Genomic DNA, 26,926 nt, shown 5'->3' on the forward strand with positions numbered 1-26,926 from the left:
TCTCTTAGACGCTCTTAATGAAGCTTAAATTCTTCTTTAATAGAGTCATATTCGTCTTGGCATCGTTGGAGCCAACTATTTCTGCACCAACGAGGTAAATTTCCCCGATTTGAGAAATATGTCGGATTTTAAACGCGAATCTCAGCGGAGCTTGCATCTTAAAAGTTATATCCGCAGTAAAGAAAGGTTTATGCAGAAACGATTCGACTAGCTGGGATTCGGTTACTTCTAAAAGAATTCCGCCTTCTGAAGCGTTGATCACGTTTTGACGAATATCGATGTCCAGAGTGTTGGAGTCTTCTATCCTATCGTTAAACACGTCTTCTAACTCGGCGTATTTTTTAAGAATCGCTGGATCCAAAATTCTGTCCTTAGTCTCCGCATAACCTAAAGCAACGAGTTTAGCTCCTGAAGGATCCTTGTAATAGATCGGATAGATTGCAAAAGATTGTATCTTTCCCGAACGATAAACTTTGGTCCTATCTTCCAGGATCATCTCATCTTCTAATTCTTCTTTTAGATCTAAAAGGTTGAAACCGTTTGATTCCTCTTTAGTAAGAGGATCCATGCTGATTGCATCTTTTACAAAGATGGTTTTACCTGTACGCTTGGCTAAATCCTGCTCAAAGCTGAGTTCTTTCCCGGAAGGAAATACTAATCTGGAATAAGGGTATTCGGCTAAGATATTCTTGTGTAAATCTGTCAGAAGGATCTGCCCGGAAGTTCCCAAGACTTTTGTAGAATCTTGTTCTTTCTTGAGAGTGTGAAATCTATGCGCGATCACTTTTCCTTGTAATCCTTCTATTCTTGGTAGAATACGGCCGTCTTTTGCGATCCTTACGTATTCTGGAGAACAGACCACTACTCCATCCTCGTGATTAACCGAATCCACTCTAAAGCCGATTTCCATATGTTTACTTAGGGTTTTGTAAACTGTAATCTCCCCTTCTTCATTCAGGTATTCAGGGTCGATCCGAAGGAAAATTTTTCCTTCGGGGGTAGTTTGCAGGATCTGTAATTCTTGTTTTAATGGATTTTCTTTTAGAAAGAGTCCGTTGTTATGTACGTACTCTTTCAAAATATAACCGATTTTTTGAGGATCCCGGATCGTATCCCATATTCTTGGTGATTGTAGGTAAGATCGGTACTCGACTTCCATCTGCTCTCCTTATTATAGCTTGCGGAAGTCGACCCTCCTGTTTTTAGCTCTTCCGTCTTCGGTAGAGTTATCTTCGTCAGGTCTGGAATACCAATATGCTCTGGTTTTTAACCTAGAAGCTTGGATCCCTTTACTACGAACGTAGTCAAAAACTTTCCGCGCTCTGTTCCCGCTTAAGCGAGTATTATATTCTTTGGAAGCTACATTATCAGTATGGCCCCCAATCTCTATTTTATCGGACGGATTCTTCTTGAGATAGTCTACAATCAGATCGAGTTGTTTACGATGTGCGTCAGTCACTTCGGTCTTATTGAATTCAAAATAGAGTTTTGTACTTAAAACAACTGGGACTTCCGAATCTTTCCTTAATGCTATAGAAATTGTGGAGCCAGGCTTAATATCTTTCTTCAAGATATTAACACTTTCGGAAATATATTTCTCAGCCTTTGCAAAGATTTCGAAATCAGTGTCGGGAATCAACTCGATATGGAAATTTTTTGACAAACTGTTGTATTTTAAGATTTCTCCCTGTCTATTCTTAGGAGTAAAAACTGTAGCGGTCGCTCCAGCAATTGGCTCTTTAGTAGCGGCATCTACAACGACTACATTAAGTCCCTTTCCTTTATCACCGTCACCTGTGTTAACGATCTTACCTTTTTCTTCATCTTTGATAGGAAGAAGCACATAGGTTTTATAAACTTTTTTATTTCTCTCTACGTTTCCACGTAAGTCGAGCTTGTCCTCAGTGGGATAGAAACCTGGGGAAGAAATTTCTACCTTATACAATCTTCCTGTTTTTAAAACGGTTTTAAAGTTAGTAGGGTTTCCTTTAGAAAGATCTCCGCCTATTCTTCTGGAAGTAATGGTTCTGGAAGGACTTAGACTATCTGAAATTTTGATTGTTGCATCAAGTCCTATCATTGTGGCTTCAGAGCCATCCAGGACCAATCCTTGGAAGGATACGTCATAGGAGTTCCTTAGATTTTCGGGGACCTGGAATCTATAAATATCGTATTGGCCCTGTCCTCCATTTCTGTTGGAAGAAATATAGGCCCAAAGACCCTCGTGATCGAAAGAAATCCCTTCTGAGTCAATTCCTTCCGAAACATCCAAATTGAACGGATGAGGTAATTTTTCCAAACTTCCAGTTTCAGGAACGGGATGAGGAAGATTTGTTTTAGAAACTGTAAGTTTATCTTCTGCATCTTCAAAGTCAGAGTTTCCAGGAAGATTTAGGAAGCTGCGATATAAGGAAAACTTTTTGCGGTCATTCTCTCTGTTAGAGGAGAAGTACAATTGTTCCCCGTCCGGATGAATATAAGGTAAAATTTCGCTGGCTTTGGAATTGATCTCTGCTCCCAGATTGATCGGACTGGACCAAACACCTGTGGAAAGATTTCTGTAACTTACCCAAAGATCGTATTCTCCATAACCGCCAGGACGATCAGAAGAAAAGATAAGATATTTTCCATCCGGAGAAATTGCCGGCATCTTTTCGTTAAAGTTGGAATTGATCTCGGAGATCCCGATCAGGTCGCTCCAACGTCTTGTTTTTTCATCTCGCTTAGTATAATAAATATCTAATGCATCAAAACCTTCTCTGTCGGCTTTTACGTTCCTGATAGAAGTCAGAAAAATTTCCTCAGGGTTTCCGGACTCGTCAAATCGGATGGAGATCCCACCTTCGTACTTATCCGTATTGAAAAGTTTGGATTTTTTTTCTCCGGAAGGAAGTTCCTTTTTATTCTGCTCCCAGATGTCCTGATTCAGGTTCACCGGCTTCTTCCAATCTGCTTCTCCGTCTCTTTTCTTGTAGTTCGCATTCTCGGAGAGCCAGACATCCATCTCTCCTTCCCCGCCAGGACGATTGGATTGGAAGATCAGATATCTTCCGTCAGGACTAATGATAGGATTGTATTCTACGTTTTGTGTGTTTAGAGGAGATCCGAAATTTCTTTCCAAGAGAGTCGGAACAGGTTGAGCGGATCCATCCCAGGAAAATAAAAAAAACAGAAGAGCTCCGGCAAGGACGGAGCTTAGAAAATGATTTCGTTTTATAACGAGTCCTTTTCCTTGATTGTAAAAAAACATCTTGTATTTAGTATCGGAACAAAGTCCTCAAGTATCAAGATGGAAACTAAGATGGAATCCGACCTTCCGAGCAGAACCCAGGGCCAAAATTTCCCCCCAAAACCGATTCTATTCGGGGTTTTGAACATAACCAGTGACTCTTTTTCGGACGGCGGAAAATACCTGCAAGAGGACCTGGCTTTGGCCAAGGCAAAATCCTTAATGGCAGAAGGTGCAGATGTTATAGATATAGGGGCTCAATCTTCCAATGTAAAAGCGGAACCCATTTCGGAAGAACTAGAATGGGATAGAATGAAAGAGATCATCTCCGAGCTAAAAAAGGAGAAGGTTGCAATCTCGGTAGATACATTCCGTCCCTACGTTATCCAAAAGGCATTAGATGCTGGAGTGGATTACATCAATAATATCCGAGGTTTCGTTGATCCTGAAAGTTTGGATTTGCTAAAAGGCGCAAGCAGACTATCCACAAAGTATGTAGCCATGTTCTCTCAAGATCATTCTATCAAGGCATCCGAGTTTTCGGATCTGAAACCGGAAACGGTTGTACCTCTTGCTTTGAAATTCTTTAGAGAAAGAACAAAAACTTTCGAAACTTTAGGTATAGCAAATCGTTTGATCTTAGATCCAGGGATGGGATTTTTTCTAAGTCCGGATTATAAGGTAAGTTTTGCGGTTCTTTCTAAGATCACCGAAATTCTTTCTGAATTTCCGAACCTAATGGTTTCGGTTACTAAAAAATCTTTTTTGGGAAATGCTTTAGGTGGTTTGCCAGTAGAAGATAGAATTGTTCCGACTGCGATCTCAGAGACTTATCTTTGGTCTAAAGGGGTCCCTATGATCCGAACTCATTCTCCCAAGTCCTTTCTATTAGCTATGAAAACCTGGGAGATGTCTCACGGAGTTTATAGTCCGCAACGCGGGCTTCAGGAGCGAAGCGACTATCGTCCGTAACGGATCCGATCCATTGTTTCTTTTCCTTCCGGCGTCAAAGTAGGAAAAAAATCTTCTTCTGTGAATTGGAGTCCTTTGGATTTCAATTTCCTGAAATAAGGAAGTAGAGGAGAAACATCTGCTTTAGGATTTTTAGAAAGTAGAGAAAGTTTCCATAATTCTAAAAAGACCAAAGATTCTTTTTCAGGTTCTGGTGCTTTTTGAAGCCAATCTAAAGCTTCCGAGTATCTTCTCTTTTCGTAATAAGCATGAGCGATGTAATATTCTAATTCCGGGATCCGCTCCCCGGTTCCATTCAGGCTAAGTCCGAAAACTAAAACATCGTCCCATTTTTCCAAAATATGTGCCATCTTCAGCATGAGTCCTCTTGCATTCTTATGGAAGGGACTTTGTTGCAGTATCTTCTCCAAATAATAATAACTTTTGGACCATTCTTGCTTGGAGAAAAAGTATTCTGCTAAACCTTCCCATGCATAGACTTCTTGGCCTGGAATAGTAGAAAGTGCATCTCTGAAGATTACTAATTCTTCTTCCCTTTGGGCTTCAATTAGAAGGTTTTCGAATTTTTTGCGTTCAATCTGAGGAGATTGTTTCAGGAATGATTCTAGGAATTTTTTAGCTTCTGAAATATCATCTACTAGATAATATAAACGTAATAGATTAAGTGCAGGGATCGGATTGTTAGAGAGAAGTTTTTGTGAGTTTATAAATTCTTCCTCTGCATCGTCTATGAGAGAGAACCTTACGAATAAAATTCCTAGATTGTTTTTATCGGGAGCAAGGATCGCTTTTCCTCTATGAGATTTTGCTTCCCAAGGACTTTTTACGGAGTCAACCTTTTCCCTTGTATAATCGGTTGCAGTGAGATACAGAAACATAGGATCGTTTTCGATCAGTTCATTGTTTCTGACTGGATATAAACAAGAGAAGGATAAGAGAGAAAATAAAATGAGAAGAAAGGAATCAACCGGTCTCAGTAGTAGGATTTTCCTGTAAGTTTTTCTGTGCATACAATAAATACTTTAAGGCCCGTTCCGTATCTCCATGAAATAGATACATGAGAGAAAGATCAAGCGCGTCCTGCGCCTCCGGAGCTTCGAAATCCTGAGGATTTTCTTTTGAGAGGGTAAGTTTGTCCTTAAATTCGTCCAATTTCTTTCTTGTTAGAACTTCCAGATTATCAAAGAAAACTTTCTCTTCCGGTTTCGGTTTTTGTTTAGCCGCCTTGATGGAATCATTGAACTGAACGAATCCTTGTGCGGTTGTAGTTACTTTTTTAAGAGTTTCGAACGATTGTTTATAATTCCCTAGCTTAACATGAATTTCCGTTAATAGGATTTCCATTCTCGGATCATTCGGATTGATCTGAATTGCAGCGTTTGCAGCTGCTAATGCTTGTTCCCATTTTTCAGTATCAAAGTAAATGGTAGCAAGCGCTGCATAAGCAGTTTTATTTTTAGGGTCTAGTTTGATCGCATTCTTCAAATAAAGTTCGGACTTATCCGGGCGATCTAATTGTTTATAACAGTAAGCTAGAAGAAGATGAGAGTTTAGATATTTTTTATTTAATTCTAAGGAACTTTTGAGAGCCTTAACCGCTGCGTCCAAACTTCCCAGTCTGTAAAGCTCCACACCAAGGTTGTAATAAAGCTCCGTAGTTTTTCCAAGTTCTAGAGCCTTTTGGTAGGTCTTGATCGCATTCTCTGAATCACCGGACCGAGAGTAAAGGGCGCCTAGGTTTAGATAAGCCTTTTGGAACTTGGGGTTCATTCCCAAAATCTCAGAATATACTTTGGCCGCTTGGGAGATTTTCCCTTCTTTTTCGAGTTTTAAAGCCTCGTTGAACTTTCGTTTGATATCGGCCTCGGTCATATCCGGAATATCGACTAAAATTCCCCAGAAAACAACCTGAAAAAAACTTCAGGTAAAAGTCAAAAATCTCCGAAAATAAAATATAGAAAGACAGAGGTCCGAAATGAAACAGATAGCCGCTATCTTCGCATTGATAACTGTTACCGCTTGCGCTTCTTCCGAAACCAGAAGGAGTATCAGCGCGTCCGGAGATCCTTCCGAAATATTTTTTGAAAAAGAAATCGTCCCAATGGACCAAGAGTCCAAAAGAGATTTGGTATTGGCTAAGAACTCTTCCGCTTCCAGAGGATTGGATGATCTTCTTGCGGATAACAAACCGGTAAAAGCCACTACACCTTCCAGACAACAATCAGGTTCTACTGGAGAATTCGACGAGGTCGGATATTCTTCCTGGTACGGTCCTAAATTTCACGGCAAGCCGACCGCAAGCGGAGAAATTTTCGACAAAACAAAACTGACTGCTGCTCACCCAAGCCTTCCTTTAGGTTCAGTGGTTCGAGTTAAAAACCTGGAAAATGATAAAGAAGTTTTAGTAAAAGTAAACGATCGCGGACCTTTCGTAAAAGATAGGATCATAGATCTTTCTGAAAAAGCGGCAGAGAACTTGGAATTCAAAGATGTTGGAATTGCTCGAGTTGGTCTTACCGTAGTTAGTAAAGGTGGAGCAGCTGAGTCCGAAGACATGGAAGGTCTAGAAGATGAAGAAGCCCTTCTCAAAGAAAACAAACCAGAAAGACTTACTCCTAAAAAAGCTGTGACCCCAGCTCCATTAGTGAAGGGAGCTCCAAAAGGACAAACAGTCCAGGTGGGAGTTTTCAGAAACAGCAGACTTGCAGAAGATTATAGAAAAAATCTTTCTGCAGAATATGGAGAGAAGGTATATCTTTTCGAAAGAGAGGGTATGTTCGTTCTTCAGATGGGTGATTTTATGGATCGCGCAAAAGCGGACCTTCTAAAATCCAAATTAAAAGAAGATGGAGTGGATTGTTTTATTCCTAAAAAATAAAACTCTCATTCGGTCTCTGAAAGAAAAAGCCTCCAATACCGGAGGCTTTTTTATTTAGTTTCTATGCGCTCTACAACCTTTGACCTTCATTCTGCTCGCACAAAATGTTTTAGCCAACTGAACATAAGCAGGGAGACAGGTGCCTGTTCCTTGTCCGCAGGCGGGATCTGCAATCAATAAGATCGCAAAACAATCATCGTAATTTTTTAGATCTTCTGCGCAAAGATCTTCGTGATTTACTAAGAGTCCACAATCTGAAAATGAGTAGAGTAGGATTGTAGAAAAACAAACTAGAAAAAAGGCCCTTATTTTCGATGTCATAAACCCTCGGCCGCAAAGGCGGCTAACGAATATAGCCCTAAGGATTTGGAAGAAAGTCAGTTTGTCAAAAAAAATCTTTCCGGAATTTAAATCCCGCCGCCGTGGATGAACTCGTTCAGTTCATCGTCTTCATTTCTTGTGGCAGATTTTTTCTCTTTAAGATTGGATTTTGCGTAAAGTTCGTTTACTTCTTTTTGCAAGGTGTCTATCTTTTCGACCAGAATGGAGAAAACTCTTGCAACCGGGTCCGGGAGTTCTCCGTGATCCAGCATTCTTTCTCCTTCTTTTCCGAAATCCACTTTGGAACGGACTACTTTGCCAGGAACACCGACAACAGTACAATCAGCAGGAACATCTCTAAGTACTACGGAACCGGCACCGATCCGAACATTATGTTCTATTACTATATTTCCTAGAATTTTTGCCCCTGCTCCCACCACCACATTCTCTTTTAAGGTGGGATGTCTTTTGCCACTTTCTTTACCTGTTCCGCCCAAGGTCACACCTTGAAGGATCAAACACCCTTTTGCTATTTCTGCGGTCTCTCCTATGACAACCCCTTGGCCATGATCTATGAAAATCCCAGGTTCAATTTTTGCTCCCGGATGGATGTCTACCCCAGTCAAAAATCGAGCGAAAGTATTGATCATTCTGGGAAATAAAGGAACTTTGATCTGATATAAAGAATGAGCCAGGGAATGGAACCAAAGCGCGTGTAAACCCGGATAACATAAAATGACTTCCAAATAGGATTTGGCGGCAGGGTCGTTTTTTTTAATCGCTTTGATATTCTCGAACAAATGTTTATCCCGGTTTTTCCTATAGTCCGTCTTAAGACAAAAGTTGTCGATAAGTAGCTTATTTCGGGCTTCAAGAGCCGTAGGCTCTTATAGACGGTCGATAGAAGAATAATGTTATATATAGTTATGAATAAACCTGAAACCGTGTGTCGGTATGTAAAGGAGGAATCATTTTGAGAGATTACTTAAGTCGGAATCTAAAGGAAAACGGTCTAAAAAATTGAACAGACCGACTTACGGATGGAACATACTTCTTTTCGTTCTGACTTTTTTTACCTTAACCTTTCAGGACGATATTTTCAAGATTCCATATTTAAACTACGCGACAATTTCTGAGATCTTTCGGATCAGAACTCCTTATTCTTTTTCTCTTTTAGGAATTCTTTTTTGCCATGAGATGGGGCATTACTTCGCTGCCAGATATTATGGGATCAAGACAACTCTTCCCTACTTCTTACCGGTTCCATTTTCTCCTGTAGGAACGATGGGCGCTGTTATTCGTATTAAAGACCCTATCGCCAATAAAATCCAATTATTTGATATCGGGATTTGGGGACCTGCGATGAGTTTGGTACTTTCTATCCCTTGTATTGTGATCGGATTATATAATTCTCAATTAGTTTCCCTAGCAGAAAGAGCGGCGATATTGCAAGCTCACCCTGGACTAATGGATATTCATTTTGGAGACAGCATTCTCACTTACGTTTTGTCTCAGAAAATTTTAGGTCCTTTCGACTCTTCACTATTTACGGTCGAATACAATCCTCTGGCTTTTGCGGGCTGGGTAGGACTTCTGATCACTGCGTTAAATCTTTTACCTTTCGGACAATTGGATGGAGGACATGTTGTATATTCTTTAGCGGGAGAAGGTTACAGAAAGTGGATCTACTACTTGTTTTCCGCATTTCTTTTGCTCTCTCTTTGGAATTATTCGTGGATCCTATGGGGATTACTCATCTATTACTTTATCAGAGTAGAACATCCTTTTATCCCGGATGCTTCTTATCCAATAGGCAAATTTAGAAAGCTATTTGGCTGGAGTATGTTATTATCCTTCCTGTTTATTTTTCCGATCTCTCCGATCACTGTAGTATCCTCTTCCGGAGCAAAGAACAGTTTAGGAGAAGACCTCTGGAATATTCTACTCGAAGTATTTTCAAAATGAGAAAACCGATCATTCAAATTTTCATCCTACTATTTCTGATAATTTCACTTTCTATCCATTCTCAAGAAGAAGGCGACGTAGATATACAGTTGACCGAGAGTCCCTACGGTCTTTCTTACGACGGAACAAATTTCTGGTTCGCAGATAGCAAAAGAAGAGCGATCGTTCGTGTGGATCCAAGCGGCAGGCAAGAAGCTTTCAATTTGGGAATTCCATTCATTGCGGGATTAAATTTCGATCCGAGAGAAGGGAAACTTTTTGTAGCTAGCAAAAGGGTCGTCCTAAAGGTAGAGCCGAATACAGGCGGAGTTACCGAAAGAATACAGGTCCCAATAGACAAGATAGGTGGGATCGCGAATTTCCAAAATTATCTGTATATCTTGGATTCGGACACGGGAAAGGTTTCCGTTTATGATAAGGGGACCCAAAGTTTTTTCGGCGGTTTCTTAACGGATAGATCGGAGCCAAAAGATATTTGTTTTGCAAGAGATAGTCTTTGGATCACAGACTCTTCCGATGGAAACGTATACAGATACGATCCTACTAGCGGAAAGATCACAGGTTCTATTCGTTCTCCTTCTAAAGACATCAGAGGGATCACAATTTTAGGAAGTCGGATCTATGTTGTAGATAGAACTAGCAGAGAAGTCAAGAAGATCTCATTTGTGGAAACGGATCGGTTTCTCGCTTCGGGAGAAGCGACTTATCTGATCAACGTAAAGATCAAATTTTCTTTGGATGAAGCTACGTTAGTAGGTGGAGTTTTGGGACTTCTTCCTCCCCCTACAACGGAACACCAAAGGATACGAAATCTAAAAACCAAAGATCCTAAATTTAAAGGGGATATGGTGATGGGAGTTCGGGCTCTTTCTAAAAAATTAGGAATAGATGATCCAAAAGGTTCCCAGACGCTAGAATATCATTTCGAAGCAAGAACGACTAACGTCAGATATTACGTCTTGGACGATTTTTTAAAGAAGAAGGAAGAGATCCCTACCGATCTAGGTGCTTTCACCAAAAATCGGGTCTCAGTAAAGGAAAAGGCAGGGAATTTTTTCTTGGATAAAATTTTCGACTCAAGATTATTCCGTTCCGATTGGGATGGTCTGAAAAAGTCTCTTCTGGATTCAGGTTTGCCTGTTCGTCCTGTGAAAAGTTTGGTGTTTTCCGGAAATTCGAACCCGTCTTTCAAGGATACTTTGGACATTTACATTCCGAGTTTTGGTTGGGTGCCTTTGGCCAGTGTAAAACCTGAGAAGATTGAATCTTCTCGCGCTTATCAAAAATCGGAAGATATGGTGGATCTGTATCGCAGCGAGGCTTGGGCCGTTTTACCTTCTCCTATTTTATTTAAGGCAAAGGATTCTGAAATTTGGAAACCTCTTCCTGCAGAGATAGAAATTACACTTCTTCCAAAAGGAACGGATCTTTCTTCTAACTGAAAGACTCTTGTCGGACCAAAAAAAATCTTTTGTAAGCTACGATTCCAAGAGTGATCGTTCTTCCTAACATATAGGAAGAGAGTGATAGCCAAAGAATATGATTGTTGTTTTGGATCTTTCCCCAGTAAGCGATCGGAAAGAAAAATACGATCGAACTAACGATCATCGAATTTCTTAGAGTTTTTCCTTCCGAGATCCCTAAGAAGAAACCATCGAATATGAATGCAAAAGATCCAAGAAGAAGGACCGGCGCGATCCAATAACCGTATTCTTTTGCAAGTGCTACAACCGGTTTAGACTTGCTGAACAATTCGAATAAGAATCCGGAAGGAAGAAGGATCAAAGCGCAAAAGAAAAAAGAGATCCCGAATCCGTACAAAAGAGCCATCTTTAAGATCTTTCTCAAACCTTCCGAGTTGTTATTTCCTTTTAGGTTTCCGGCAACTGTTTCCATTGCGATTGCTGCACCATCTATCCAAAAGGCTCCTACCAAGATCAATTGGTGGAGGATTGCATTTGCAGCCAAGGTCTCGGAGCCTAAACCGGAACTGTAATTTCGGAATAAACTGAACGTAGTGATCAAAAGTAAGGTTCGGATCATTATATCCGAATTCAGAGAAAGCAAAGAAGTATATCCTTTGAGAGAAAAGATCCGGATCTCATGATAAACTTGGAAAAAGCGAGCCTTCTCCTTGAATAATAAGCCAAGAAAGAATGCACACATTAAATACTGGCTGATAGAAGTTGCGATCCCTGCACCGTACGCTTTCCAATCCAAAAATAGAATGAACCAAATATTCAGTCCTATATTGACAACGTTTGCGATGACAGTTGCGACCAATACAGTAGCACTCTTGGATCTTCCTAAAAACCAACCTGTAAGAACGAAGTTGCAAAGTGTTGCGGGTGCACTAATGATCCTAGATTTGAAATATTCTCCACCTGCGGATTTTACTTCTTTCTCCCCTTCTAAAATAGAAAATCCGAATTCCTCTAAATAACTATTAGTAAGTAGGATAAGAACACCGATCCCGGCGCCTAGAAGTAAGGATCTTAAAAGTATCTGAAAGGATTCTTTATTGTCTTCGTTTCCTTCTGCCTGGGCTGTTAATCCTGTGGTGCTCATTCTTAAAAAAGAAAATCCCCAGAACAAATAATCGAATAGTACGTTGGAAAGTGCAACTCCTGCCACAAATGTATGGGATTCTAACTGACCGAGAACCGCAACATCGGCGAAGCTCGTCAGCGGAACAGTCAGATTCGCGATTATATTATAGAAAGTAAGGGTGAGAAATTTTTTTTCCAAGAGAAGACTCAAGTACTCGGTCGTTTCTTATCTTCAATACTTTGGAAAACATTGCAGGCAACTAAGTCTCCTGTGACATTTACAGTGGTTCTGCACATATCCAAAATACGATCCACTCCCAAGATAATACCAATCCCTTCTGTAGGAACTCCTACGCCTGCTAAAATAGATGCAAGGATCACGATCCCAAGTCCTGGAGTGCTGGGAGTTCCAATCGAAGCCACTACAGTCGCTATGAGAACAAATGCAAGATTAGTCGTCGTTAATTCTATCCCATAGACTTGGGCTAAGAATACTGTGGCTACCGCTTGGTAAAGTGCAGTCCCATCCATATTGACAGTGGCTCCCAAGGGTAGAATGAACTCTGCGATTTTTCGGGAGACACCCATCTTCTCTATTCCTGTTTTTAGAGAAAAAGGAAGAACCGCGGCAGAGCTAGAGGTGGAGAATGCGAGTAGTTGTACTTCTCCCGCTTGTTTAAAAAACCAGATTGGACTCTTTCTTGCGACAAGAACTAGTATGATCGAATACATGATCAGCACTAAAACTAATCCACCGAGTACCGTGAGAAAATAGACTCCTAGGCTCAATAATACTTTGAGTCCTATCTTTGCAGTGATCTGTGCGATGAGTCCAAAAACTGCGAAAGGTGCGATCTTCATTGCCCATTGTACAAATACCATGCTGGTTTTAAATATAGCTTGGAATACAGGCAGAACGTATGCGGCACTTTGTTGTTCTATAGTAAGAATAGCGATCCCAACTAAGAGAGCAAGTAACACTACTCCTAACATATCTCCATTTGCAAATGTTTGAAATGGGTTTCTAGGGAGAACAGAGAGTATTAATTCGGGAACTTTTTCTATAGAAACATTACCTGAAGTCTCGGATACTTTGTTTGGGACCTGCACTCTTGGGATCCCGGCCGGATCTACGAAACTTCCTGGTTTGATCGTACTTGCTAAGATCATTCCGATAGATACTGCTAATATCGTGGTGAATACAAAGTATAAGAATGCTTTTAATCCGAAACTTTTCAGATTCTCCAAAGTTTCCCCTGCGTGTATCCCTAGAACGATCGAACAAAATACCAAAGGGATCATGATGATTTGCAATAGGACCAGGAAAAAATGGCCGGGAAGACCTAACCAAGAAACGATAGGCTTGGAATATTCTTGGGCTACCAACGAATTTTCAGGACTCAGGTAAAGACCTGCTAAAAGTCCGGATACCAAACCTAACAAAACTCTAAACCAGAGTTTCTCTAAAGGAAGAAAACGAATAGCATTCGGAAAGTTTCGGTTCGAGTCGGCGGACATACTCGACAGAATAGGAGTCGCATTCTTATTTTTCTATTGATTTTTCCCTTTTCAAAATGATAGTGAAGGCTTTAGCCGATTTTTTACCGATTCTGAAGATATAATCCGGAACTGGTAAACTAAAAATAAAATATTCGGTTTGAAGTCAGTTTCGATCATCCGGCGTCCGAGTGCCTGCAGGAGTTTATGGGGTTAAATCCGATTTCTTGGGACCTAGTCCTTTTTAATTATTATTCGTTTGGAAGTTTATTGGTCACTTTGACCACCATATTCCTCGGGATTTTCTTTCTCACCCTAAAGAATAGGACCATAGCTACCACTCATCTTGGGATTGGCTTTATGCTATTAGGTATCTTCGAGACAGGATACTTTTTAGCAGCCTTCTTATACCATCCCATCGCAGCATATCACCGTTGGATGACCGGCGGATTCATTCTATTCGCGCTCACTCATTTCACACAGTTCTTACTTAGATTTCCCGGAAACAGCAACCAACGTATTGCAAGATGGGTCTTGATCGTAGAACATTCAGTTGCGGCGATCACTGTAAGTTTATTCGTATACTTCACCTATATTTCAGAGAAGATCTATCACTTCACTGCTCATCATTGGGACTTTAACGCATTCGATGCCAGCCGGTATTTGGCAGTAGTGATCGGACTATTCTCTATCGTAGGTTTTATAATCGTTCCTTCATGGAGAGTTGTGATCACCAAGGACAAGAGAAGGATCGCTCTTCTCATGTTCAATATTGGATTTTTGATCGCTGCAATCTATCCGAACATCTCGAATATTCTAAGTCGAGACGGAGTGATGGAACGTTCCACATACATGACTTCGAATGTCATTCTGTTTTTAACCGCTTTTTCATTCTTAGTCATCGCATTTATCAATAATAGTGCGGAACGTACGACCTTCATGGTTAAGATCGTTGGGATCACGCTATTCACAATTTGTTTGATCATGCAGGCATTGGTTTATATCTCCAGCCAAGAAAAAGACGCAGAATACGATAGCTTACGTATGGTGAATATCGAAAGGGCTCTGGAGAACGGTGTAAAGTCCGGAGATATAGAGTATGCTTTTCATTGGGATGATTCAAAGGAAAGTTTGAATTCTTCAGAGTATGATCCTAACAAGCAGTTGGACCTCAGACTGATAGAGGCAGACTTACAGAATGTTACGACCTACGAAGAGATCCGCAATCTAAAGGAAGAAGGATTTAGAAAATCTTTAAATTCCGTTCTGGATCGAACTCATACTTATTTCGGCGGTTATAAACGTTTTATCCAAAAATTATTGGAAGAAAAACAAGACCTCTCCGATGCAGAACTCAAAAAACTGATCTTAGAAAATGCAGAACAATGGAATAAACGTGCTTTCGTTTCTACGAACCGCCTCGAAGCGATCGTAGGAGGATCTTTCTGCAAGAAAGGAAGAGATTTCGTAAAAGCATTAGGAGATTCTGAGTTCGGCTTTAAGGAAGAAATTTTCTCCCATTGGTCCGAAGATTGTCTTTGGGATGGAAAAGACTTAGACCAAGCGCAGATCCGTTCCGAAGTTCTAAGATATTTCAGATATTTTAAACCAAGTGAAACCCGTCACTACAGAAGAAGCCAAGATGGAACAGGGCATTACGTTGCCTTCATGAAATTCCAACCTGAAAAACAGCAAATGAGTGAGGTTGGATTCTCTTATAGATTGTATAGAGACTTCATGCATCCAACCGCGGTGAAACAGACAGGGATCTTGTTGGCTGTGATCTTTATAGTTCTAGCATTATTCCCTCTCTTCTTCAAGAACAGCTTAGTGGATCCATTGAATAGCCTTCTTTCCGGGGTGGAGAAGGTAAACAAAGGAGATCTGGACGTAGTGGTTCCTGTTAAGGTTCGAGACGAGATCGGATTCTTGGCGGACTCATTCAACGCGATGGTTTCTTCTATTAAGCAAGCCAGAAGAGAACTTCAAGACTACGCTGAAAACCTGGAAGAAAAAGTTCGTGAAAGAACTAGAGAAGTTCAGGAGAAGATGGAAGAAGTCCAACGACTCAAAGTACAACAGGACGGAGACTATTTCTTAACCTCTTTATTGGCAAAACCTCTCTTCTATAACGCGAACAAATCAAAATTGGTTACTACTAATTTTATCATTCGCCAAAAGAAACAGTTCGAGTTCAGAGGAAAACATTCCGATCTGGGCGGAGATATCTGTGTAACCGGAAATCTTAGACTAGGACGCCCGGATTCATTCAGACGTTATACTCTTTCCATGAACGGGGACGCCATGGGGAAATCCATGCAGGGAGCCGGTGGTGCGTTGGTGATGGGAGTTGTGATGAACTCCATTCTTGCTCGCTCCGCCGCAAACAACAGGATTTTGGATGTAACACCAGAGCAATGGTTAACTGAAATTTATAACGAGATCCATTCCGTATTCAAATCATTCAACGGATCGATGGTGATCTCTGCTTCTCTTTATCTCGTAGAAGATGAAACCGGGAAATGTTGGTACTTCAATGCGGAGCACCCTTACTCGGTATTGTATAGAGATGGAAAGGCTAGTTTTATCGAGGATGGACTTACTCTTAGAAAATTAGGTCTGGATTCGGAATTCGAATTTAAAGTACGAAGTTTCCAACTTAAAAAAGGTGATATTATCATCCTTGGCTCCGACGGTAGGGACGACGTGGACCTAACTCCAGAAGAGACGATCCGTACGATTAACGAAGATGAGATGTTGTTCCTTCGTCATGTGGAGACTGCAAGAGCAAATCTGGAAGATATAGAAACTGAGATCCGTAAAACAGGAGAACTCACAGACGATCTTTCTCTTCTCAAGATTGAGTTCCAGGGAGAACCTAAGAATGACGAGATCGAAGAAATTTTCGAATCTTCTGATCATATCGACAAAGCATTAAATACCGATGCGGTTTACGAAGATGCCAAGAAGATGTACAAAACCGGACGCTTGGACGAAGCATTAGACCTTCTAAAAACAGGATATATGCACGATAGTGCCAACCAAAGATTGAACAAACTTTTGGGACTTCTTAGCTTTAAAGGTAAAGATTATAGTACAGCGGTAGAAGTTTTGAATAACTATCTTGGAACGGATCCGGATCTTCACGAGTATTGGTTCTATCTTTCCATCGCTAACAAAAAGATGGGTAAGTATGACCAGGCTTTGACTGCGAGCTTGAAACTTTTGGAAATCGATCCTAACAATATTTCCAATACGATCAACCTATCCGATATTTATCGACTCATGGAAATGTACGATAAAGCGGAAGAATACGCTCGAAAAGTTTTACAAAAAGAACCGGGGAACGAAAACGCTCATAAACTGATCCGTTTGATAGAGAGAGACCGTTGATAAACGGTTTTCTCTCTAATCCTACCTTATGGCTGCGGATCGGAATGATTTCCGCATTCTTCATTTCTGTTCTTCCACTTCTTTCCCAAGGTAAGAAATACTCTAAAACAAACGAATCAAACTTCTCCTTTAAATTAAAAGGAGGAGATATTAGATTAACGATTCGGAACGAGACCGAACTGAAAGAATGGGACAAATACGCTTTCGAGAAAACAAAAAAGATCTTAGATGCGTACGAGTCTTATCTCGGGATCCCGTTTCATCAGGCTGCTTCTCCTATATTCAAAACTCTTCCTTCTTCTGAAAAAGATAAGATACGATTGGTCTTAAAAGACACAGTGTTTCTGAACGGAACTAGAGTCGGAGGATACAATAATGTATCCGGTGAATTGGGAAAAGAACATGGGATATTTATGGAATTGGGTTTGGTCCCTCCCGGGTATCCCGCCTTGCTCCTACATGAATTGGGACATTATTATTTTACTGAACCTTCGTGGTTAAGCGAAGGGATCGTTTCTTATCTGCCCTACCTTTTGTCAAAAAGAGGTTATCTGAAACTGGATGCGGATGAGTTTCAATCCGTAATAGAAGAATGGAGTCTGACTGAAGCGATCCCTAAAAACGATCCTCCTCTTTCAAAGGATTTTCATCTTTCCAATCCTGCTTTGGGGCCTTGGTTCTATTCCAAGTCGGTGCGCACTCAGTTTATCCTCCACAAAGAACTGGGTTACGAAGGTTACAAATCCTTCCTCAGGCAGGTGGCTTCTTCTGAAATGCTGAGCACGGAACTTGTTTTTAAGATTTTGAATAAGGTTCAGAGAAGAGATTGGAATAAGATCCTACAAGGTTGGGTTGAGCCAGGACCTTACAGCGCTTATCCGCCTAGTTCTTTTATGAAAATCCAAGACATAGAAAAACTTTAGACTTGATTTTTATATTGCAGTCGTTATACAAAATAGTGAATTCTAAACGAATTTCTTTTTTGATTTGATCTGATCGGTTCCGGCTTTTATATAATCCATTTATAAGAGCCTAACTCGACCCAATTCTCTTTTGCTTGCATGGAAATTTTTTCAATCTTACAAAACGACGTTCTACTGAACTATTATTCTTTCGGAAGTTTGTTATCGATCTTAGCCTTCCTATGCACTTCCTTATTTTTCCTCTTTTTGAAAGAAAAATCCTCAAGCACAATGCATCTTGCTTTGGGAGCTCTGTTTTTCTCCTTCTTCTGTGCCGGATATTTTTTCGCTGCATTCTTGTATAACCCGATCGCTGCTTATCATAGATGGTTGACTGTCGGATTTATTTTGCCTGCGCTCATTCACCTGGGCCAGTTTTTGGCACGTTATCCGGGGCATGCAAATCCCAAGGTTAACAAAAACCTCACGATCGGGATGTATGTCGTAGCTGCCATCGGGATTTCTTACTTTTATTATGTAACTCTTAGCTCTCCTAGAAAATACCACTTCACCGCTCACCATTGGGATTTTAATGCGGAGAAGGCTTCTTCTATTATCGCGGTTTTGATCGGTCTATTCGTTTTGATCTCTTTTTTGATCATTCCAATTTATAGAATGACCAAAACAAAAGGAAGGATCCGATTTGCGATCGGCGGTTTTATGGGAGCGCTCCTTGCGGGTGGGGTGGTTCCTGCGCTAACGAATATTCTCAGCCGAGACGGATGGATTGAACGTTCCACGTATCTAACTTCTATCGTTCTTTTGATGACCTTGGGGATTTTTTTGATCCTTGTAATCTTCCTGAACTTTAGCGAAGAAAAAACCACCTTCATGGTAAAGATCGTAGGTATCACTTTTGTGACCTTGATGTTGATCATGCAGGCATTGGTATTTATTTCCAACCAAGATAAGGAATCCGAATACGATACCAAAAGTATCGTAAATATGGCAAGAGCTTTAGAAGGTGGAAAACAGATCCCTGAGATGCAATATATCGTTCAGTGGGAAGGTGGATCCAAGAATGTGGATTATTCTCGCTACGATAATCAATACGATTTGAGACTTCCTCAATTAGAGATCGACTTTAAGAATACGATCATCTTCGAGCATATGAAACTTTTGGCGGAAGAAGGTTTTAGAAATTCTGCTAAAAAAACACTGAAAGACACTCATGAGTATTTCAGTGGATACAGAGCCGCTATCCTGAAGTTTTTGGATGATCATCCGAATCTGGAAGGAAAAGAATTAAAAACAAAATTATTCGATCATCTGAATACTTTAAACACAGCAGTTTTTGTAACTTCTAACAAACTGGACTATATCTTTCCTAAAGATTTTTGCGTGGATGGAAGGAATTATCTGAAAGGTGTAGGGAACAAGGGAGTCATTCCGTTTAAAGAACATCTTCTTCAAAAATGGAAAGAGAAGGACGGAGCTTGTACCTTTGACGAAAAGGATCTGCTCATCGGACATTTAAAGGCAGAAGTACTTTTATATTTCCGTCCATTCCAACCCGCATTGTATCGCCATTACAGAAAAAGTTTGGATGAACATCAACATTTCGTAACTTATATCCATTATGATGTTAAGAAGGATGTAGTCAGCGAAGTAGGTTATTCTTACCGCAAATATAGAGAATTTATGCACCCGACTGCTGCTAAGCAAACCCTGATCTTGGGCTTGGTTTTGGTGGTGGTATTTTTCATCTTCCCTCTATTCTTCCGACAAAGTTTGATCACTCCATTAAACAGGCTTTTGTCAGGGGTGGAAAAAGTAAACTTAGGTGCCTTGGACGTTGAGGTAAAAGTGGACTTAAAAGATGAGATCGGGTTTTTGTCCGACTCATTCAATAACATGGTGACTTCTATCCGAAAAGCGAGGGGAGAGCTCCAAGATTACGCAGAACATTTGGCAACCAAGGTTAGAGAAAGAACGAGAGAACTTTCCGAAAAGATGGAGGAACTCCAACGCCTGAAAGTTCAGCAGGACGGGGATTATTTCTTAACTTCTCTATTAGCAAAACCGCTTTTTTATAACGCGAACAAATCTCCAAAAGTAAGCACAGATTTTATTCTTCGCCAAAAGAAAAAATTCGAGTTCAAAGGCAAACATGCGGACTTAGGTGGAGACCTTTGTGTAACTGGAAATCTTCGTCTTGGAAAGGAGAACGATTATAAACGTTATACTTTCGCAATGAACGGGGATGCGATGGGTAAGTCTATGCAAGGAGCAGGAGGTTCTCTTGTGATGGGAGTTGTGGTTAACTCCATTCTCGCAAGATCCGCTGCGAACGATAGAGTGATGGATACCACTCCTTCCGAATTTTTAACTGACATTTATAAAGAGATGCAATCCGTTTTCAAATCTTTCAATGGATCCATGGTGATCTCTGGAACATTCATCATCATAGAAGACGAGACAGGTAAATTCTGGTATTTCAATGCGGAGCACCCATTCTCCGTAATGTATAGAGATGGAAGAGCCGGATTTTTAGAAACAGGACTTACACTTAGGAAGATAGGATTGGATTCTGAATATGAGTTCAAGGTCCATTCCGGAAGATTAGAACCTGGTGATGTATTGATCATAGGCTCGGACGGTAAGGACGATTTAGATCTTACTCCAGAAAAAGAAGTCCGCACCATCAACGAAGATGAGATGCTCTTCTTACAAATGGTGGAAAAAGGTGAAGGCAATCTAGAACGAATAGAGGAAGAGATCCTAAAAGTGGGAGAATTAACCGACGACCTTTCTCTTCTCAGACTGGAATATTCTCCTGTTGCTTCTCCTGAAAGAAACGGAAAAGATGATGAGATCTCAGATCCTTTTGATTGGAAGTTCATCTATAAAAAAGCAAAAGAAGATTATATGGGCGGCCGTTTGAGCGAGGCTCTTGGCGCGTTAGAAGGTCTGTATAAATCGGATCCTCAGAATACAAAGGTGACCAAGCTACTTGGACTTCTGAGTTTTAAAGGTAAAAATTACGGTAAGGCAGTCGAAGTCCTGAACAAGTATCTGGGATCGGATCCTGACTTGGTAGAATATTGGTATTATCTTTCTTTGGCAAACCGAAGGATCGGAAGAATGGACGAAGCCATCTTGGCTGCAAAGAGAATGGAGGAACTCCAACCGGACAATTCCATGAACCTGATCAATCTTTCCGACTTATACCGTCAGACTGAACAATTCGATTTAGCCTTGGAATACGCTCATCTGGCTCTGGAGAAGGACCCGGAAGACGAGAACGCTCAGAAATTAGTAAGATTGATAGAACGAGATAGAAAAGCTTCTTTATAGAAGTTTAATATTTTCCGTTCTCGAAATCCTTATAAAGCATAGAGGTTTGGATCCCTTTATTGCCTTGGTATTTACCTGATTTGTATTCTGTGATCTCTCCCTCTACAGTATGGTAGAAGATCTGGCAAATTTCCACATTCGGATAAATGACTAATGGTTGGATGACGGAAATTTCGAGAGTCCAGAATCCTTTGAATCCAACATCTCCGAACCCTGCAGTCACATGCACATACATTCCCAACCTACCTATAGAAGAACGTCCTTCTAGCATCGGGACCAGGTTATGAGTTTCAGTGTATTCTAAAGTCCTGCCCAGATAAAGAACCCCTGGCTGTAAGAGTAGTCCAGTCTCAGGGATAATCAGGTTTTCGGAAGGATTGGATTTTTTCATATCCAATGGGCTTTCTGTATAACGAACCAATTCGTTATGAAGCCTAAGATTATAAGAGTTCGGATTTAATCTATTGTCGGAGTAAGGATCTATGATGATATCCTTCTCTAATCTTTTTTTAATTTCCTTACCCGTTAGAATCATTTCGTATTCCAGCTTCCTTGTTTTGCCTATTTTCGGGCCGGCCTTGTGTCTCGCCTCCCTTTTTCGGAGTTCTATCTTCCTTTAAATTCCGGTTTTCTTTTTTCTCGGAAAGCCTTTAGGGCTTCTATCCTATCTTCCGTTTTTAAGGTTTTATTATAATGTTTCCTTTCTATCTTTAAGGCAGTGGAGATATCTTTTCCTTCTCCTTCTCTGATCGCTTCTTTAGCGAGTCTCAAAGAGATCGGGGCTTTTTCGGAAAGTAAGGAAGCCAATTTTTTTCCGGCCATAAATGCGGAGTCATGCCAGACCGAATTCGCAAGTTGGATATCTAAAGCGGTTTGCGCATCTATCACGGAAGCCGTTAAAATAAGTTCTAATGCTTTTGTTTTTCCTACTCTTCTTGGAAGTCTTTGTGTCCCACCTGCTCCTGGAATAATACCAAGTCCTGTTTCGGTAAGACCTACTTTTGCTTCAGTGCTCATCAGAATAAAATCACAACAAAGAGCCATTTCTAATCCGCCGCCGTATGCATCTCCGTCCAATGCAGCTATGGTTGGGAAGGGAAGATTTTCTAAAGCCAGAAAACATTTTCCTACTTGGTCCAGAAATTTATGCACTTCCTTCTCAGACATATCTGCTCTTTCTTGTAAGTCGGCTCCAGCACAGAATACGGAACCTTCTCCCCTAAGTACCAAAGCGCGGATTTTTGGATCCTTGCTCGCCCTTTCTATATGGGACATAAGCTGATAAAGTAGCTCTCTTGAAATTGCATTTCGTTTTTCGGGTCGATTTAAACTGATTATGCACGTATAATCTTCGATTGAATAAAGAACAGTCTCGCTCATGTTTGCCTTCTAAAAAATCTTTCCCGGATAGGCTGAATCTTTCCGATAATTGGGTAGATTCTGCGGTTTTTTAAAAACGGCAAGCAAAAGCGTTACGTGTGAACGGTTCTAGGTTAAAGAAAAAATGCGATTTCAGACTCAGATCTTAGCTTTTATTTTATCTCTATCTATTTTTGGACTTGGTTGTTCTTCGGGTAAAGACTCGGACCTTGCGACCCAATTAGGTTTGGGAAATCCGGTGATCACGGAGATCGATCCTCCTAGCGGATCTCCCCCGATCGGATCCAATGCTGGAACAACGGTCACGATCAAAGGACGTTTATTTTCAGCTGATACAAGTTTAACTACGGTTAAATTTAATGGAGTGTCTGCAAGTGTTCTGAGCGCAACCAGCACTGAGATCGTTACAGTAGTACCGGCCGGAGCTTCTACAGGAACATTATTTGTGACCAAGGACGGGCCTGTTATTTGTGATGAAAATAACGGGGATACAGCCACCAACTGCTATGGTAGGAAATTCTACATAGATTGTTATAAATCCTTCGACAGTCTATATGGCGAAGAATTAGGAGTATCTTATCCTGATTCCAAGACTTTTTCAATTGCAGGCCAGACAGGAACTAAAGCGCTTAGAATTGACCTGAACCCTGAAGGACCTACAAACGTTAAGATTGCCTGCGATACGTATCTGATCTATTCTAAGTTTTCCAAAACCTGCGGTCGGACAGATGTTGGAACTTTTTCGGATACTAACACGTGGGTGTTTGAGCCTACTTTGACATTCTCCAGTTATTACACTGTCCAGATGTTCGTTACTGCCGGAAAGGGAGATTGTACAGTATCTTTTCCTTGATCTTTAGGGCAAAAAATACTTGGTTTATTATCCGATTTGGATTAGGATCGGAAGGGAGGGAATACTGAATGGCAACGATAACCTCTATTTATCTCGGACTCGCTGAAAAGGCCTCTTCCGATCCACGTAAAATGCCTAAGGTGGAAGGAATTCCGAATAAGCCTTACGAAAACAAGCAAGCTGAGGTCTTCGATCAAAAAGCAATGAATCCTAGTTATGCGGGCGATATTTATAAAACTAAGGGAGCATTTGTAGACAAGATCTCCTAACTTTTTTTGGCCCGATTGTCTAAACACAATAAAAAAGCCCTCAAAGTTGAGGGCTTTTCTTTATTAAGGCTACTGCTTAAGTCTTAATCTTCTTTGTAATTGATCTCTAAAATATTGCCGGACGGATCCAAGAAATGAAGGAACTCTCCTCCGTCTCTTGCTTCTGGTCCTCTTACGATCTGAACGGACTTAGACTCGAGTTCTACGATCGCTTCGGTAAAATCATCTACATCCAATACGAAACTAAGGACAGGGGATTTAACTTCGGTTAAAGAACTTTTAACTCCGTTGGTATTGAGGAGTTTAATGTTCACAGAATCCAAACCGATGATTGCGAATTCGTTTCCTTTTTCCTCGATCGTCTCGAAATCAAATAGCTCGGAATAGAATTTTACAGAGGCTTCTATATCCCCGGTAGGTATTACAATATAATCGATTCCTTCTACGATGATCATTGAGGTAGATCCTGTTTTCCTTTTTCGTCATTATGAGATGAAAACCGGGCTTGTCTATCGGAAAACCGTAAGATACTCGATTTTCAAGCCAATGGGCCTTATGAGCCTAAATTTCGGGGGGCCAGAAACCCTTCCAGCTCTGAGTTGTTTTTTCCTCCCTTCCAAAGGAACCCATCTAAGATATAATGAGTAAATTGGGGAAGAAAGAAGATTGGCACTAAGATTCCCTCAAGGCCCACTCCTAGTTCCGCTTTTATTACGGAAGAGTTTCCGAAAAGATACGGATGCTCCCTCCATACAAAACTATCCCAAAGCCATTCTTCCGAAAAAGCAAATGCCAATAATAGCAATGAGAAGCTTAGAATCGCCAAAGCGCCGTTACGAAAGCTATTATAAAAGAAGGAGGGAAGCTGTTCCTTTCGGAAATTAGAATATGCGAATGCTAAGGCCATATAAGGAATTCCGTGGTTGATCACGTTAGTGAGAGTAAACGCGAGATCATCGTTTAATAATACGATCCCCACATACCAAACGGAGGCCGTATTAAATAAAAGTAGAAGTTTTCCGACACTAACCTTTCGTCCTTTAAGAAGAAGGTAGCCTTGGCTCAAAGAGTATACTATCAACGAAACCCAAAATAGTATATGAACGAAATCTGAAATAGAGCGATTTGGATATTGATAAAAATCACCTTCCATAAACCATTCGAAATGCCTTCCACCCGGGACCAAATGCCAATATAGAACTGGCAAACCGGTCACCATATACAGACAGATCTTATCCAATAAGAGAGGAAGTTTGCTTTCAGTCTTGGGCTCCGTTCTTGCATACAAACTTAAAAAGCCGTATTGTTGCCTGATAAAATGAAATACTGCAAGGTAAGCCATTGCTCCCCAGAAAAATAATTTTCCGAAAGAATAAAGGAGCAGCGCCGTTATAAAACATAGAAATGGAACTAAGCTCAGAAGAACTTTTTTTCGATTCCAAACTTCCTTATCCAAATACGCTCTGAATAATGTAGAATAAACGTGAGAGACATCCACACCAGGAATAAGAAGTAACCAAAGCCAAGGAGGAAGTGCATTTCCGCTTGTCCTAGAAGAACCAAGAGGATAATTTTCCGGAAATCCGAAGTAATTCGCAAGCAGCACAATGATTACAGAAATCAATCCAGGTAAGATAAACCAGGTAAGATCGAATCTTTTAGAGATGATCCAAGAATTGAGGACTTTCTTCTCTTCCATCAACTTCTCTTAAGGGAGGTTTGAACTTTCTTTGAAGCTTCGAATCCTCTATACAATGCCTCTTCAAAGATAGAAATCCCGCTTAGGTCACAATGAGCGAAATGAATTCCTGATTCTGATCTCGCTAATTTCTCTCTTTCTCCTCCCCAAAGAAATCCGGGAACAGGGCGTATCATCGCATGTGCATGGGCCATGATATCGATTCGAGAAACTAAACTTTCGATATTTGGATGAGGTCTTTTCAGATCGGAAAGTATCTCTTCTTTCCATAGGTCCCAAGTTTTAGGAAGAATGGACCTTCTCGCTGCGAGAGTATCTTTCTCTCCGAATGCAAGATAATAAGTAAGAACGGACCCCGGCCGGAGAGCTCTTAGATCTTGGTGAGTGGACACCACATAACCAAGAGATTTACTCTTATAAATTACATTTTCCCAAGCAGGAGGATGCCCTTTTCCTTGGGGAAGTTCGTCCACGAATAGATTGGCAACTAACCAAGGAGAATATTCCAATTTTTGCAGAAATGAGTCCTTCTCTCCCAAGATATATTTTCGGGTAAAAGAAGGCAAAGCATAGACCACTTGCTCCGCTTTGATGAGCAGATCTTTTTTTACTTTTACATCATAGGCATTGATTTCCCAGGATCCAGAATTCTTACGAATTCTTTCTACAAGAGTAGAAGTCCTGATCTTATCTTTAGAAGGTTTTTGTAGGAGTTCCAACAGGAATCCGTTTCCTTCCGGCCAAGTTAGAACTGGAGGAGAATCTTCATCTTCTCTTAATCTAGAACAAAAATAGTGAAGCCCTGCCCAAGCAGAGATATTGTCGAAGTTCCCACCGTAGTCATCTCGAGTGCAATAATCCGCATACCATAGAATTTCAGGCGATTGAATACCTGATGATTTTAGATAATCTGAAAAAGTGATCCGATCTAATTTTAAAATTTCTGGATCTCTGGAAGAACGATCTATCGGAATGCAGAATGCCTTCTGCCCGTCTCTTCCTCTCTTGTCCTGCCAAGAGTTTATAATTTTACGAAATAATAATTCTTGAGAATCAGGTTCTCCTGTTCGTCTAGGAACTAAACCTGCTTGCCATCTTCCTTGGTAAAAAAGTCTTTCTTCCGGATCGAAACATAAATACTTTTCCGGATAGATTGGATTTCCATCCGAGTCTTTGCCTTGGACTAGTCCGTTCTCTTCTAAAAATTTACGAACTAAGACAGACTCAGGTCCCGGTTGAGGAAGATAATGTGCACCCCAAGGATATTTTAAGGAGTTGGTTTCTGAGTATCTGGAATTGCCCCCCACTTCATTCTCCAGATCCAAGATCAAATAATCTGAGATCCCGAATTGGGATAGATAGTATCCGGAAGAAAGCCCTGAGATGCCTCCTCCAACGATCAGCACCTTTGTTTGGATCGTACTTGCTGGAAAAAAGTCTGTCCTGACTTGTCTGAGTCTATGACCCGTTTCTCTGTCCGGGCCTAAAATACTACCTAGGACCTTTCTCTTTCTGAATCGGAAATAAGAACCAATCCCTAAAAGGGCCGCGCAGAATGCTAAAGCGGAAAGGAATACTTTTCTGGAAAAACGATCTTCGGACATAAATGAACGGATTGCAGATTAGTTTTTAGGGAAGAAGAAGCAAGGAAAAAGAAATTTC

At 40.7% G+C, this 26,926-nt stretch carries 22 protein-coding genes; 9 read left to right on the plus strand and 13 right to left on the minus strand.

Annotation, left to right across the window (positions count from 1 at the left end):
* Positions 1-4: 4 nt before the first annotated feature.
* A complete protein-coding gene (locus tag LPTSP_RS13980) occupies positions 5-1,159 on the minus strand; it encodes a DUF1577 domain-containing protein (protein WP_108929313.1) in 1,155 nt (384 codons plus the stop codon).
* Positions 1,160-1,171: 12 nt separating this feature from the next.
* Positions 1,172-3,250 (minus strand): OmpA family protein, encoded by a 2,079-nt coding sequence (locus tag LPTSP_RS13985; protein ID WP_108929314.1) that lies wholly within the window; start codon positions 3,248-3,250, stop codon positions 1,172-1,174.
* A gap of 51 nt (positions 3,251-3,301) precedes the next feature.
* On the opposite strand from LPTSP_RS13985, the gene folP reads away from it, so the two are divergent.
* Positions 3,302-4,201, plus strand: coding sequence for a dihydropteroate synthase (gene folP, locus LPTSP_RS13990; protein ID WP_439957013.1), 900 nt, complete (start codon positions 3,302-3,304; stop codon positions 4,199-4,201).
* Here folP and LPTSP_RS13995 read toward each other — a convergent pair.
* Entirely contained in the window at positions 4,189-5,079 is an 891-nt protein-coding gene (locus LPTSP_RS13995; RefSeq protein WP_245915576.1) for a tetratricopeptide repeat protein, read from the minus strand. The two genes, folP and LPTSP_RS13995, sit on opposite strands and share 13 nt — an antisense overlap.
* A gap of 85 nt (positions 5,080-5,164) precedes the next feature.
* Positions 5,165-6,073: a tetratricopeptide repeat protein gene (locus LPTSP_RS14000; protein ID WP_108929316.1), complete on the minus strand. Its 909-nt coding sequence runs from the start codon at positions 6,071-6,073 to the stop codon at positions 5,165-5,167.
* A 103-nt stretch (positions 6,074-6,176) separates the two neighbouring features.
* On the opposite strand from LPTSP_RS14000, the gene mpl36 reads away from it, so the two are divergent.
* Positions 6,177-7,079 (plus strand): RlpA family plasminogen-binding lipoprotein MPL36, encoded by a 903-nt coding sequence (gene mpl36, locus LPTSP_RS14005; RefSeq protein ID WP_108929317.1) that lies wholly within the window; start codon positions 6,177-6,179, stop codon positions 7,077-7,079.
* Positions 7,080-7,133: 54 nt separating this feature from the next.
* Here mpl36 and LPTSP_RS14010 read toward each other — a convergent pair whose 3' ends face one another.
* Both LPTSP_RS14010 and cysE read right to left on the minus strand, forming a co-directional pair.
* Positions 7,134-7,400 (minus strand): hypothetical protein, encoded by a 267-nt coding sequence (locus LPTSP_RS14010; protein ID WP_108929318.1) that lies wholly within the window; start codon positions 7,398-7,400, stop codon positions 7,134-7,136.
* An 86-nt stretch (positions 7,401-7,486) separates the two neighbouring features.
* A complete protein-coding gene (cysE, locus tag LPTSP_RS14015; protein ID WP_108929319.1) occupies positions 7,487-8,200 on the minus strand; it encodes a serine O-acetyltransferase in 714 nt (237 codons plus the stop codon).
* A gap of 220 nt (positions 8,201-8,420) precedes the next feature.
* On the opposite strand from cysE, the gene LPTSP_RS14020 reads away from it, so the two are divergent.
* Together LPTSP_RS14020 and LPTSP_RS14025 are read left to right on the plus strand one after the other, a co-directional pair.
* The gene (locus LPTSP_RS14020) at positions 8,421-9,365 is read left to right on the plus strand and encodes a site-2 protease family protein (RefSeq protein ID WP_108929320.1); all 945 of its coding nucleotides are present in this window, start codon (positions 8,421-8,423) and stop codon (positions 9,363-9,365) included.
* A complete protein-coding gene (locus LPTSP_RS14025; protein ID WP_108929321.1) occupies positions 9,362-10,807 on the plus strand; it encodes a Vgb family protein in 1,446 nt (481 codons plus the stop codon). Before LPTSP_RS14020 ends, LPTSP_RS14025 begins: the two co-directional genes overlap by 4 nt.
* Here the strand turns inward: LPTSP_RS14025 and LPTSP_RS14030 are convergent.
* Together LPTSP_RS14030 and LPTSP_RS14035 are read right to left on the minus strand one after the other, a co-directional pair.
* On the minus strand, positions 10,800-12,125 hold the full coding sequence (locus tag LPTSP_RS14030; RefSeq protein WP_108929322.1) for an MATE family efflux transporter: 1,326 nt from the start codon (positions 12,123-12,125) through the stop codon (positions 10,800-10,802). The two genes, LPTSP_RS14025 and LPTSP_RS14030, sit on opposite strands and share 8 nt — an antisense overlap.
* Positions 12,122-13,432, minus strand: coding sequence for a dicarboxylate/amino acid:cation symporter (locus LPTSP_RS14035; RefSeq protein WP_108929323.1), 1,311 nt, complete (start codon positions 13,430-13,432; stop codon positions 12,122-12,124). Before LPTSP_RS14035 ends, LPTSP_RS14030 begins: the two co-directional genes overlap by 4 nt.
* A 186-nt stretch (positions 13,433-13,618) precedes the next feature.
* On the opposite strand from LPTSP_RS14035, the gene LPTSP_RS14040 reads away from it, so the two are divergent.
* The 3 genes from LPTSP_RS14040 to LPTSP_RS14050 all read left to right on the plus strand — a co-directional run bounded on the left by LPTSP_RS14040 (position 13,619) and on the right by LPTSP_RS14050 (position 21,063).
* Positions 13,619-16,804 (plus strand): SpoIIE family protein phosphatase, encoded by a 3,186-nt coding sequence (locus LPTSP_RS14040; RefSeq protein WP_108929324.1) that lies wholly within the window; start codon positions 13,619-13,621, stop codon positions 16,802-16,804.
* A 44-nt stretch (positions 16,805-16,848) separates the two neighbouring features.
* Positions 16,849-17,727 carry a M1 aminopeptidase family protein gene (locus tag LPTSP_RS14045; RefSeq protein WP_439957014.1) on the plus strand — a complete coding sequence of 293 codons (879 nt, stop codon included), beginning with the start codon at positions 16,849-16,851 and terminating at the stop codon, positions 17,725-17,727.
* Between the two features lie 138 nt (positions 17,728-17,865).
* Positions 17,866-21,063, plus strand: a complete 3,198-nt coding sequence (locus LPTSP_RS14050; protein WP_108929326.1) for a SpoIIE family protein phosphatase — start codon at positions 17,866-17,868, stop codon at positions 21,061-21,063.
* Between the two features lie 4 nt (positions 21,064-21,067).
* Here the strand turns inward: LPTSP_RS14050 and dcd are convergent, their stop codons facing one another.
* Both dcd and LPTSP_RS14060 read right to left on the minus strand, forming a co-directional pair.
* Positions 21,068-21,598: a dCTP deaminase gene (gene dcd / locus LPTSP_RS14055; RefSeq protein ID WP_108929327.1), complete on the minus strand. Its 531-nt coding sequence runs from the start codon at positions 21,596-21,598 to the stop codon at positions 21,068-21,070.
* A 71-nt stretch (positions 21,599-21,669) separates the two neighbouring features.
* Positions 21,670-22,443 (minus strand): enoyl-CoA hydratase/isomerase family protein, encoded by a 774-nt coding sequence (locus LPTSP_RS14060; protein WP_108929328.1) that lies wholly within the window; start codon positions 22,441-22,443, stop codon positions 21,670-21,672.
* A gap of 124 nt (positions 22,444-22,567) precedes the next feature.
* On the opposite strand from LPTSP_RS14060, the gene LPTSP_RS14065 reads away from it, so the two are divergent.
* Positions 22,568-23,296: an LIC10067 family putative lipoprotein gene (locus LPTSP_RS14065; RefSeq protein ID WP_108929329.1), complete on the plus strand. Its 729-nt coding sequence runs from the start codon at positions 22,568-22,570 to the stop codon at positions 23,294-23,296.
* A 68-nt stretch (positions 23,297-23,364) separates the two neighbouring features.
* The gene (locus tag LPTSP_RS14070) at positions 23,365-23,565 is read left to right on the plus strand and encodes a hypothetical protein (RefSeq protein ID WP_108929330.1); all 201 of its coding nucleotides are present in this window, start codon (positions 23,365-23,367) and stop codon (positions 23,563-23,565) included.
* An 83-nt stretch (positions 23,566-23,648) separates the two neighbouring features.
* Here the strand turns inward: LPTSP_RS14070 and LPTSP_RS14075 are convergent, their stop codons facing one another.
* From LPTSP_RS14075 to LPTSP_RS14085, 3 genes are all read right to left on the minus strand, one after another.
* On the minus strand, positions 23,649-24,020 hold the full coding sequence (locus LPTSP_RS14075; RefSeq protein ID WP_008589759.1) for a VOC family protein: 372 nt from the start codon (positions 24,018-24,020) through the stop codon (positions 23,649-23,651).
* A 98-nt stretch (positions 24,021-24,118) separates the two neighbouring features.
* On the minus strand, positions 24,119-25,264 hold the full coding sequence (locus LPTSP_RS14080; protein ID WP_108929331.1) for a hypothetical protein: 1,146 nt from the start codon (positions 25,262-25,264) through the stop codon (positions 24,119-24,121).
* Complete coding sequence (locus LPTSP_RS14085; RefSeq protein WP_108929332.1) at positions 25,264-26,868, minus strand: NAD(P)-binding protein; 1,605 nt, start codon at positions 26,866-26,868, stop codon at positions 25,264-25,266. Before LPTSP_RS14085 ends, LPTSP_RS14080 begins: the two co-directional genes overlap by 1 nt.
* Positions 26,869-26,926 lie beyond the last annotated feature (58 nt).

The organism is Leptospira johnsonii, from assembly GCF_003112675.1.
Classification (GTDB): domain Bacteria; phylum Spirochaetota; class Leptospiria; order Leptospirales; family Leptospiraceae; genus Leptospira_B; species Leptospira_B johnsonii.